General features: G+C 67.3%; 11 protein-coding genes. 2 read left to right on the top strand and 9 right to left on the bottom strand.

The features are described 5' to 3' along the window. Positions 1 to 5: 5 nt before the first annotated feature. Both LAQ58_RS11025 and LAQ58_RS11020 read right to left on the bottom strand, forming a co-directional pair. Positions 6 to 524, bottom strand: a complete 519-nt coding sequence (locus LAQ58_RS11025; protein WP_224447514.1) for a DUF7109 family protein — start codon at positions 522 to 524, stop codon at positions 6 to 8. Further along, complete coding sequence (locus LAQ58_RS11020) at positions 521 to 1,618, bottom strand: glycosyltransferase family protein (RefSeq protein ID WP_224447513.1); 1,098 nt, start codon at positions 1,616 to 1,618, stop codon at positions 521 to 523. Before LAQ58_RS11020 ends, LAQ58_RS11025 begins: the two co-directional genes overlap by 4 nt. A gap of 113 nt (positions 1,619 to 1,731) precedes the next feature. Here LAQ58_RS11020 and LAQ58_RS11015 point away from each other — a divergent pair, with 113 nt between their 5' ends. Further along, complete coding sequence (locus tag LAQ58_RS11015; protein ID WP_224447512.1) at positions 1,732 to 1,899, top strand: HVO_0758 family zinc finger protein; 168 nt, start codon at positions 1,732 to 1,734, stop codon at positions 1,897 to 1,899. Here LAQ58_RS11015 and LAQ58_RS11010 read toward each other — a convergent pair whose 3' ends face one another. The 6 genes from LAQ58_RS11010 to LAQ58_RS10990 form a co-directional block, all read right to left on the bottom strand. Then, the gene (locus LAQ58_RS11010) at positions 1,900 to 2,988 is read right to left on the bottom strand and encodes an aldo/keto reductase (RefSeq protein ID WP_224447511.1); all 1,089 of its coding nucleotides are present in this window, start codon (positions 2,986 to 2,988) and stop codon (positions 1,900 to 1,902) included. It abuts the gene before it with no gap. Between the two features lie 31 nt (positions 2,989 to 3,019). Beyond that, on the bottom strand, positions 3,020 to 4,192 hold the full coding sequence (locus LAQ58_RS11005; protein WP_224447510.1) for a DHH family phosphoesterase: 1,173 nt from the start codon (positions 4,190 to 4,192) through the stop codon (positions 3,020 to 3,022). Between the two features lie 87 nt (positions 4,193 to 4,279). Next, complete coding sequence (locus LAQ58_RS11000) at positions 4,280 to 5,212, bottom strand: SDR family oxidoreductase (RefSeq protein ID WP_224447509.1); 933 nt, start codon at positions 5,210 to 5,212, stop codon at positions 4,280 to 4,282. After that, positions 5,212 to 5,643 carry a DUF5791 family protein gene (locus LAQ58_RS10995; RefSeq protein ID WP_224447508.1) on the bottom strand — a complete coding sequence of 144 codons (432 nt, stop codon included), beginning with the start codon at positions 5,641 to 5,643 and terminating at the stop codon, positions 5,212 to 5,214. The genes LAQ58_RS11000 and LAQ58_RS10995 overlap by 1 nt, the downstream gene beginning before the upstream one ends. Positions 5,644 to 5,781: 138 nt before the next feature. Next, positions 5,782 to 5,985 (bottom strand): DUF7286 family protein, encoded by a 204-nt coding sequence (locus LAQ58_RS19095; protein WP_425490710.1) that lies wholly within the window; start codon positions 5,983 to 5,985, stop codon positions 5,782 to 5,784. Continuing rightward, the gene (locus LAQ58_RS10990; RefSeq protein ID WP_224447507.1) at positions 5,892 to 6,719 is read right to left on the bottom strand and encodes a DUF7286 family protein; all 828 of its coding nucleotides are present in this window, start codon (positions 6,717 to 6,719) and stop codon (positions 5,892 to 5,894) included. The genes LAQ58_RS19095 and LAQ58_RS10990 overlap by 94 nt, the downstream gene beginning before the upstream one ends. Before the next feature lie 171 nt (positions 6,720 to 6,890). Between LAQ58_RS10990 and LAQ58_RS10985 the strand changes: the two genes are divergently transcribed. Beyond that, complete coding sequence (locus LAQ58_RS10985; protein ID WP_224447506.1) at positions 6,891 to 7,970, top strand: tubulin/FtsZ family protein; 1,080 nt, start codon at positions 6,891 to 6,893, stop codon at positions 7,968 to 7,970. 325 nt (positions 7,971 to 8,295) lie between these two features. Here LAQ58_RS10985 and LAQ58_RS10980 read toward each other — a convergent pair whose 3' ends face one another. Then, the gene (locus tag LAQ58_RS10980; RefSeq protein ID WP_224447505.1) at positions 8,296 to 9,639 is read right to left on the bottom strand and encodes an alkaline phosphatase family protein; all 1,344 of its coding nucleotides are present in this window, start codon (positions 9,637 to 9,639) and stop codon (positions 8,296 to 8,298) included. Positions 9,640 to 9,827 lie beyond the last annotated feature (188 nt).

Raw genomic sequence — 9,827 nt, 5'->3', positions numbered from 1 at the left:
CGGCCTTAGTCTTGAAGAAGCGTGACGAGTTGCTCACGTATCGCGTCGGTCTCGACCGACGCCCACGCGTCGAGGTCGTACGTCACGTCGTAGAGGCGTTCGAGGCGCTCCTCGTCGTCGTCCTCGGCTGCCGCCTCGACTTCGGCGGCGAGGCGTTCGCGGACCTGTTCGCCGAGCGCGGTCCGGTCGACTTCGCGCCGCGGAACGTCGAGAATGTGCGGGAGGTCCTCGGCGTTCGTCGGTATCGAGGGGAACGCCGCGGGACCGACCGTGACGAACGTCTCCTCCTCGCCGGCGCGCCGTCCCGGGTCGCTCGTCTCGACGCTCCGGTCGTCGGCGGTCGCGACGTACTCGACGAGGTAGTACTCCTCGATGGCAGCGTCGACAGCCTCCGAGAGCGCCTCTACGTCCGTTTCCGAGCCCTGTTTGTACGCGAGTTCGTCGAGCGCGGCCGCCAGTTCCGCGTGCGTCAGCGCGCCGAACAGGTCGACGACACCCGCGAGCTCGTCGTACGTTCGACTCATCCCGTCACCTCCCGCAGGTCGGCCTCGGCGAGGTCGGCGACCGTCCCGGGCGAAACCGGAGCGTCCGCCCACGCGGGCAGTCGGTCGTCGTCGCAGGGTGCGACGATGGCGTCCGCGTAGCATTCGACCTGTTCGCTCTCGGCACTCCGGTCGTAGCCGAGACCGTTGAACGCCGCGTCGGCCGCGTACTGTCGGACGAATCGGCGAGCGGTCTCCCGGTACCGCTCCGGGAGCGTCCCGTACACCGGTTCGACGCCGTGGTCCTCGACTGCCAGCAACAGCGCCGCGCCGACCGACTGACTCATCTCGGAGAGACCGGTCGGACCGCCGACCGCTCGGTGGTCGTGTTCGTACGACCCCAGGTCGACCTGGGCGCTGTTGTCGAACCCGGCGAGCGAGAACGCGTCGCCGAGCGTTCCGACTTCGAGCCCCCACGTTCGCTGGACGCGCAGACGGCGCGCCACGTCGGTCGTCGCCGCGAACTCCCCGGCGAGCGCGTAGCGGAATGCCGAGAGGTAGTCGAGAATCGGCGCGTCTCGGTGTTCCTCGGCGAGCGCGGCGACCAGCGGCGCGTAGAACAGCCGAAACAGCCGCCCGTAGAGACGGCCGTTCTCGACGCGGGCGTAGTAGCCTTTCGAGAACTCGTAGCCGTGCGCGAGCGGGAACAGCAACCGCGAGACGTACGTCCGCGAGTACGTCTTTGTGTCGGCGTCGTGGACGACGACGAACTCCTCTTCGAGCGCCTGGCCGAGCGCCAGCCAGACGTCGCGACCTTTCCCGCGCCTGCCGTTCAGTCCTTCGTCGGCTAAAAGCGACGAGAGCCTCGGGCCGTCGCACCACAACACCGACAGCGACAGATCGTACTCGGACAGCCACTCGGCGAACGGGCCGACCCGGTCGGCCGACGCGCGAAGCGCGACGACGACGCGGGCGGGGTCGACGCGTTCCAATTCCGTGAGGACGCGTTCGGCGGCGAGACCGGCGTACTCGCGCTCGGTCATCGGCAACACGACGGCCGCGCGGTCGGTTGGGGCCGAAGGCGCGGGGTCGGTCAGGTCGTGGAGCGTCGCGATTCGCTCCTGGACGTACTCCATCGCTTCCTTCTGAGAACTGATAGGTGAAAAACAAGCCGGTCGCTCCCGAACGTTCGCTATTTGCAACTACTTTCGCCGCACTATTTTTGTGGGGTGAGATACAATGGCGGACCATGAAATCCACCCGGAAGGGTCTGCGCGAGGGAGAACTCGGCAAAGACACGTACGGGCGTCTCGCGTGCGAGGAGTGCGAGGAGACGTTGAAGAAGCGTAACGACCCCGACGAGGTGTTTTCGGTCCGCACGTGCCCCGACTGCGGCCGCGAGTGGAAAGAGCTGTAACTACTCGAAGACGGCGTCGAACGCCTTCGCGCCCAGTGGGTCGAACGTTCCGGCGGCGACGTTCTCGGCGACGTGCTTTCGACTCCGTGTCCCGACGAGCGCCGCCGTCACCGCGGGCGCGCTCCGCGCGAAGTTGAGCGCGCGCTGCGTCGTCGAGTCTCCTTCTACCTCCGCGGCGACCGCCTCGGGAATCCCGGTGACGAGGTTGCCCTGCTTGAGACTGGCGCTGGCGAACACAGAGAGTCCGACGTCGTGGGCGAACTCCAGCGCGCTCACCCGCTCGCCTTCGCGTTTGTGGACCGCCGCGGTGAACGCGTCGGCCATCTCGACGTTGAACGGCAGTTGCACCGCGAGCAGTCCCGACTCCTCGTTGCCGGCGGCGTCGGCGGCGCAGTCGGCGCGCGCCGCGACCTCGGGCAGCGACAGGTGGTTCGGATGCTCCGGCGGCACGCGGAACGCCTCCCACGTCGCGACGCCGTAACCGCCGATATCGCCCGCTTTTCGCCGTTCTTCGAGTCCCTCGAATGCGGCTTCTAATTGGTCGTAGACGGCGTCGGCGTCGCGGACGGTCAGCTGCGTCTCGGGGTTGTGGACGTAGTAGCAGTCGACGCTGTCGACGCCGAGATTTTCGAGCGACCGGTCCAGCATCGTGTCGAGGAAATCGGGACTGATGCAGTGACTGCCGCGGGCGAGGTCGTCGACGTCGACGAGACCTGGCTCGACGAACTGCTCGCGGACGTACGCGCTCGGGTCGCTCGGACGCTCGCCGTCGAACGGGAGAAAGCCGCCTTTCGTGGCGACGACAACTTCGTCTCTCTCCACCGCGGCCTCGCCGAGCGCGCGGCCGACGACGCGCTCGCTCCGCTGACAGCGGTAGTTAATCGCCGTGTCGACGAGGTTGATGCCGCTTTCGAACGCTTCGACGAGCGCCTCGCGGTAGCGGTCGTCGACGGCGTCGGTCGGGTCGCCGAGGTACGTGCCGACGCCGATGCTCGACACCACGCCGGGACCGAACCGGCGGAAGTAGGTCCGACCGAAACTGTCGCCGAAGCGGTCCCGATATCCCCACGTGCCGCTCGCGGTAGCCATAGGTGCGATACGAGCGGCCGGTGAAAAAGCGTTACACGTCGCCGGTGAGCGTCTGGAACAATCGGTCGACCAGTCCGTTTCGGGGCACCGGGCTCGGCACGTCGCCGCCGGTGGGGTCGACCTGCGGAATCTGACCGCCGCCCATCCGGGCGTGGCCGCCCGCCGAGGCGCTCGGGATGTCCGAGACTGCCGCCTCCAGCGCTCGGCCCATGTGGACCCGGTCGTCGCGGGAGCGACCCGAGAGATACACCGTGCCGTCGCGCTCGCCGCAGACGACGACGGCCGTCACGCCTTCGAGGTGCATTAGTTCGTCCGCCGCCTGCGGGATGGCGTCGACGTTCGAGACCGGACCCACGTCGCTGACGGCGAACGAGCCTTTTATCTTCCGGCCCGCGATGGCGCGGGCTTTCACTTCCAACACCTCCGCGCCGACCTGCGGGTTGGCGATGCGGTCGAGGAGGTCCTCGTCGACGCCGGGGTAGAGGTAACCGCTGGCAGTGAAGTCGGCGGCGACGCACCCGGCGGTGAGCCGCTTCGTGTCGGAGAGGATACCGTAGAGCAGCCCGGTCGCTACCGTTGACGGCATCGTGTAACGGGCGTTTATCTCGCTGGCGTGCTGGTCCGGCGGGACGGGTTTCGCGCCGATGTCGCGGAAGTACTCGGCGACGATGCTGGCGCTCGCGCCGTAGTTCGTCCGCACGTCGGTGAACTCCTCGCCCGCGCCGTCACCGGGGTGGTGGTCGACGACGGCGAAGGGGAGCACGCTCTCGGCGCCCGCGAACCCGCGGGGCGTGTTGTGGTCGACGAGGACGACGTTCTCGGCGGCGATTTCGGAGACGTGGTCTATCTGTTCGAGATCCAGATCGAGGACGGTCCGAAAGGCGCGGTTCTCCTGATGGCGTATCTGCCCGGTGAACTGGATGCGCGCCACCGTGTCGACCTGGTCGGCGAGGCAGGCGACGCCGATGGCCGCCGCCATCGCGTCGGGGTCCGGGTTCGGATGCATCAACACCGCGATTTCGTCTAAATCCGACAGCGCTCGCTTGAACTGCACCCCCATCGGACGGCGAAACCAGCGGAGCGCGTAGCTGACGCCGAACAGCGCGACGAGACCGACGGCCAGCACCGTCGCTATCTCGGGGTTATCGCGGACGAACACCTCCGCGTCGGAGAGCGCCTCCGTCGCGGCGACCCTACTCGGCATACTCCGTCTGTCAAACGCGACCAGTAAGAAGGTTCCCCAAATATATTCGTGCGGATTTCGACGGACACAAACGAGATTTCAGCGGCCTTACCGCTCTTCGCTCCGGTACCGTTCGACCGCGGCCGCGTACCCTTCGCGGTAGTCGGAATACCGAAACTCGTAACCGAGTTCGCGCAGTCGGGCGTTCGAGCAGCGCTTGCTCGTCAGAATCCGTCGCCGCGCCGCCTCCGAGAGGTCGCCCGCCTCGAGTCGCTCCTGCTTCGTTCGTTTCGGCGGTCGCTCGACACCGCACTCGTCGGCGAGCCAATCGGCGAACGTCCACTTCTCGGCCGGTTCGTCGTCGACGACCAACACCACCTCGTCGCGCCCCCGGTCGGTCTCCAGCAGGTACGCGATGGTCCCGGCGGCGTCGTCGCGGTGGACCATGTTGAGGTAGCCCTCGGTGACCGGGCCTTCGAGATACCGCTCCAACCGGTAGCGGTTCGGGCCGTACAGCCCCGCGAACCGTGTGACGGTGCCGTCGAAACCGTGCTCGCACGGCGTCTCGCGGGCGACGCGCTCGGCTTCGGCCAACACGCGCGTTTTCTCCGTCGTCGGGCGTATCTCCGTCTCTTCGTCCACCCAGTCGCCGTCGTGGTCGCCGTAGACGCCGGTACTCGACGTGTAGACGTACCGCTCCGGCGGGTCGTCACGCTCGAAGAACGCGGCGAGCGCCGTCTGCTGTCCCTCCACGAACACCTCGCGAGCGGCGTCCGCGGCGCGTCCGCCGGAACTCGCGGCGAAGACGAGCCAGTCGGCGTCCGGCACCGAAGCGAGCGACGCCGCGTCGGTCACGTCCGCGCGCACGGCCTCGAACCCCGCCGACTCGATGGCGTCCAGCCCGTCGTCGGAGCGCCGGACGCCGACCGCGTCGTGACCCGCAGCCGTCAGCTGACGGCCGAGTTCGAGACCGACGTAGCCGCAGCCGAGGATGACCACTCGCTCACCCTCACCGCCGGCGTCCGGTGCGACCGACGCCATCAGCGATCGTTCCGCCCGGCGATGAAGCTGTGGACCGCCGCGAGGTCGTCGAGCGGGAACCGGATGCGGCCTTCGAGCGCCTGCTGGACCTCCTGGCCAGTGAGGTCAGCGTCGATGTTCGCGGCGATGGTGTCCACGTCGAGGACGCCCGTCGTCATCCCCATCAGCAGGTGGTCGCGCAGTTCGAGGACGATGGCCTCCCGGTCGGGGTAGCCGTCGCCGACGGCGAGGATGCCGGCGGCCTCTTCGAGCGTGAGGTCCGGCGACTCGCCGCCGGCGAGCGCCGAAATACGATCGCGGTCGACGCCCGACTCGGCGGCGACCGTTTCGACGCCGGCGGCGTCGACGACGGCGGCCAGCTGCGAGTCGTAGGCGGCGCGCAACTCGTCTGGCGTCAGCGACCCGGGGTTCTCCGCAGCGTCGTAGAGCATACAGGAAGTCGCCCGGCGGCGGGCAAAACGGTTGCCACTCCGAACGCAGGGGTGGCGAGCGGCGACAGGTTCAACAGCGTCGCTCCGGTTCGCATCCCGGCTCCGGCCACCTGCCGGACCGTTCGTCGGCATTTCCGTTCACGTCGTCGACGCCGGCGGCGTCGGGGGGACGGCCACGACGACGGTCGTCTGCGCCTCGAACGAGATGCGATCGCTCCGACCCAACCGCTCGGCGTCGTCGTCGAGCGTCACCGCGTCGCCGTCACGGACGTACCGGAGGTCGGCCGATCCAGCCGGGCCGCGCCGCGCGGTGACAACGAACTGCGCGTATACCCCGCGAATCTCGACGGTCCAGACGTCCAGTCGCGGCGCTTTCCGACTTCCTCGGCAATCGCCGTCGCCGCAGAGCCGTTGACGGCGGCGAGCGCGCGCTGCCCGTGGCCGTCCCAGCGGTCGAATCCGCGCTCGACGGCTGCGCGGTGTTCCGTCGCCGAGAGCGCCGTCTCCCGTTCGAGCGTCGTCCGAGCTACGTCCTTCGTCACGTCGACACCGTCGGCGACCTCGCTGCCAAGTCGCTGCCGTCTCTCGTCGAGGGTCTCGTTGCCGGTCGCGGCGGCGGTTCGGTTCGCCACGACGAGGACCTGCCCGCCGGTCCGGAGGCTCACCCGCTTCGATCCCTTCAGCGCGTGGTCGACGACGTCGCCGTACGGAACCGTCACGAGGTTCGTGTTCCGCGCAGCCAGCGGTCGATAGCTCGCGTTCGGCAGAATCATCGGCGCGTGGGTCCGCTCGACGCTCCCGAGCGTGAGGTACGCGGGCGAGCCGTCTGGGTGAAGGGCAACGTCGCTGGCGGGTGCGTCGTCGCCGAACGTCCGCGGTTCGGGAACGACCGCTCCCTCGGCAGTTTCGACGAGTCGACCGAGTTCCGACGGCGACGACGCCGTCGCTCCGCGGTCGGCCAGCGTCTCCCCCAGTCGGTCGTACCGCTCCGCCGTCCAAACAGCCCGCGAATCGGGACGTGCGAGGACGCGCTCGAAATACGCTGCTCGCGCCGCGAGACGCGCCCGGTCGGCCACCGCGTTCGACCAACGAGAGGTCGAGTCGCTCGTCGTTCTCGCCGTGTTCGTCGTGTTCGTCGGCACCCCGTCGGCGTGCGGTTTCGTCGCCCATCGTGTAATATCGCAGACTCGTTTTCTCTCATAAACCTCTGGGGGAAGTTTGAAGACGTGACCCTGATAGAATGAGATATGAAAACCGTCCTGATAGGTGTCGGACAGGCTGGCGGGAAACTCGCCACGGCGTTGGCCGAGTTCGACTCACGGATGGGCTTCGGTGCGGTCCGAGGCGCACTTGCAGTCAACAGCGCGAAAGCAGACCTCCAGCCCCTCCCGCTCGATACGGTCCTCGTCGGTCAGGACCGCGTCAAGGGCCACGGCGTCGGCGGCGACAACGAACTCGGCGCGGAAGTGATGCAGTCGGACGCCCGCGAGGTGATGGGCGAACTCGACGGCCGAATCACCGCCGAGGCAGAAGCCATCTTCGTCGTCGCGGGTCTCGGCGGCGGCACTGGCAGCGGCGGAATGCCCGTCCTCGTGAAGGAACTGAAGCGCGTCTACGACGTCCCCGTCTACGGTCTCGGCATCCTCCCCGGCCGCGACGAAGGATCGATGTACCAGGTGAACGCGGGTCGCTCGCTGAAAACCGTCGCTCGCGAAGCCGATTCGGTGCTGCTCGTCGACAACGACGCATGGCGCTCCTCCGGCGAGAGCATGGAGGAGGGGTTCGACGCCATCAACCAGGCAATCGCCCAACGCATCGGTCTCCTTCTGGCCTCCGGCGAGGCGACCGAGGACGTCGGCGAAAGCGTGGTCGACTCCTCCGAGATCATCAACACCCTCCGCTCGGGTGGCGTCGCGGCGCTCGGCTACGCCAGTTCCGAGGCCAGCGAGGAGGCGGAGGAGAACATCAACACCGTCATGAGCACCGTCCGTCGGGCGCTTCTCACCGGGACGAGTCTCCCGGAGGCGACGGAGGCTGACTCGGCGCTCGTCGTCGTCGCCGGCAAGGCCGAGACGATTTCGCGGAAAGGCGTCGAGCGGGCGCGGCGCTGGGTTGAGGAGGAAACCGGCAGCCTGCAGGTCCGCGGCGGCGACTTCCCGCTGGAGAGCGGCCGCCTCGCGGCGCTCGTCCTGCTCGGCGGCGTCGAGCGCTCCGACCGACTCCAGCAGTTCATGGAGCGCGCGAAGCAGGCCCAACAGGAGACCGGAGAGGAGAAACCCGACCCGGTCGGGATGTGGGACAACGACCAGATCGATTCGCTGTTGTAGGCGACGTTACAAGGCGTTTCGTTCGCCGTCGTCTTCTGAGTCGGTCGACTCAGCCGATTCGGCCGTCGACTCCGCTCCACACACTGCACGTGACGACTTCGCTCCACGCATCTGCGTTTACAGTCTCGCGCCGATTCCACCCGAGAGGAACGCGGCAAGACTCCACGGAACCGGATTCGTCTCGACGCGCGTCCGCGCGTCCCGGTACACCCACACCGCCGCGGCGACTGGTATCGCCCCAGCTATCAGCAGAAACAAAACGAGAACCGTCAGCACCGACCCGTCGGGCGGACTGCCGAACAGCGGGACGGGCGGAATCGTTCCCCTAAACGAGGCTCGCGCCGTCGAGTTCTGCGCGGGAGTACTCTATCTCCATCAGATCGAGGATGGTCGGCGCGATGTCGAAGAGGTCGGCTTCGCCGATGTTCGCCTCGGCGTCGTCGATGAACAGCGTCGCGTTGTCGAAGCTGTGCATCCCGTTCCGCGGGCCGGTACCGAACACGTCGTCGTGACCTTTGAACCCGGCTTTCAGGTCGAACCCGTGCGCGGGGATGGCGACGAGGTCTGGCGCGATGTCCTCGTGGTCGCCGCGGAACGCCTCCTCGCACTCGACGACGCGGTCGCACACCTTCCGGCCGTCGGGACCTTCGAGGCTCTCCAACTGCTCTTTCAGTTCGGCGCGGACGTCTTCGTACTCGTCTTCGGGGACGCTGCCACGCGGTTCGCGGCCTTCGAGGTTGAGGTAGAACCGGCCCGGGATGAGCGAGTACGCCGTTGTCTCGTCGGCGATGTCGCCGAGTTCGGAGTGGTCGTCGCTCTCGTAGCTGAGCCACCCCTCCTGTTCGAGCCACGTGTTGAAGTGGACCTCGTAGTCCAGCGAGGTGAAGCCGTGGTCGGAGGCGACGATGAGCGTCACGTCGTCGGGGAGCATCTCGCGAATCTGCCCGATGTAGTCGTCGACTTTCCTGTAGAAGTCGAAGAACGCCTGCTTGTTCGGGCCGTCGCGCTCGTAGTCCTTGAACAGGAAGTGGTTGAGGCGGTCGGTCGTCATGAACACGCCGAAGAAGAGGTCCCAGTCGTCCTTCTGGATGTAGTGTGAGAACGCCTCGAACCGCTTTTCGATGGTGTCGTGGGCGTCCTCGACGAACTCGGTCTTGTCCTCCTGGTGGCCGAGTTTCGCGTCCACGTCGATGCGGTAGCCCATCGAGTTGAGCGTGTCGCGGAGTTCGTCCGGTTGCGCCGCCTTGTCGACGCCTGGCGAGAGGAACCCCGAGACCATCCGCTGGACGTTCCGCTGCGGCGGGAACGTGACGGGGACGTTCATCACCGTCGCGTCCATCCCGGCCTCGCTGACGCGGTCCCAGAGGCGCGTCGCCTGCACGTCGCGACCCATCGGAACGTAGGTGTCGTAGGAGCCGACCTCGCGGTCCTGGAAGCCGTAGACGCCCGTTTCGCCGGGGTTGACGCCCGTCGTCAACGCGGGCCAGCAGGCGCTCGACTCCGGCGGGACGATGCTGTCTATCGCTCCGGCGGTCCCCTCGTCGGCCAGACGCGCGAAGTTTGGGAACTCGTCGCGGTGTTCGTCGAGAAGACTGAAAGGAACGCCGTCGATACCGATGAAAGCGACACGCGGATTGTCGTTACCGCGCAGTCGGTCGAACAAACCCATACCCCCGGATACTGTCGAAGAGCGTAAAGAGTCTTCCCTTAGTCGCAACGCTCGAAATCGACGCGGTCGGTGTATCGACGGATTACCGCCGTCGTCGTCACCACCATCGCCATCGTCGCCGTCACCATCACCGTCGTCGTCATCACCATCGCCATCGTCGCCGTCACCATCACCGTCGTCGCTATCGC

This window comes from Haloprofundus salilacus (assembly GCF_020150815.1).
Classification (GTDB): domain Archaea; phylum Halobacteriota; class Halobacteria; order Halobacteriales; family Haloferacaceae; genus Haloprofundus; species Haloprofundus salilacus.
The sequence above is the reverse complement of the archived record's forward strand: the minus strand, read 5'-3'. Positions and strand labels throughout refer to the sequence as shown.

What these genes read in the sequence shown, in the direction of transcription:
- LAQ58_RS10985 (WP_224447506.1), top strand. Translation starts at nt 6,891, where the DNA reads ATGAAAACCGTCCTGATAGGTGTCGGACAGGCTGGCGGGAAACTCGCC.
- LAQ58_RS10995 (WP_224447508.1), bottom strand. Translation starts at nt 5,643, where the DNA reads ATGCTCTACGACGCTGCGGAGAACCCCGGGTCGCTGACGCCAGACGAG.
- LAQ58_RS11015 (WP_224447512.1), top strand. Translation starts at nt 1,732, where the DNA reads ATGAAATCCACCCGGAAGGGTCTGCGCGAGGGAGAACTCGGCAAAGAC.
- LAQ58_RS11020 (WP_224447513.1), bottom strand. Translation starts at nt 1,618, where the DNA reads ATGGAGTACGTCCAGGAGCGAATCGCGACGCTCCACGACCTGACCGAC.
- LAQ58_RS11025 (WP_224447514.1), bottom strand. Translation starts at nt 524, where the DNA reads ATGAGTCGAACGTACGACGAGCTCGCGGGTGTCGTCGACCTGTTCGGC.
- LAQ58_RS11000 (WP_224447509.1), bottom strand. Translation starts at nt 5,212, where the DNA reads ATGGCGTCGGTCGCACCGGACGCCGGCGGTGAGGGTGAGCGAGTGGTC.
- LAQ58_RS10980 (WP_224447505.1), bottom strand. Translation starts at nt 9,639, where the DNA reads ATGGGTTTGTTCGACCGACTGCGCGGTAACGACAATCCGCGTGTCGCT.
- LAQ58_RS11005 (WP_224447510.1), bottom strand. Translation starts at nt 4,192, where the DNA reads ATGCCGAGTAGGGTCGCCGCGACGGAGGCGCTCTCCGACGCGGAGGTG.
- LAQ58_RS11010 (WP_224447511.1), bottom strand. Translation starts at nt 2,988, where the DNA reads ATGGCTACCGCGAGCGGCACGTGGGGATATCGGGACCGCTTCGGCGAC.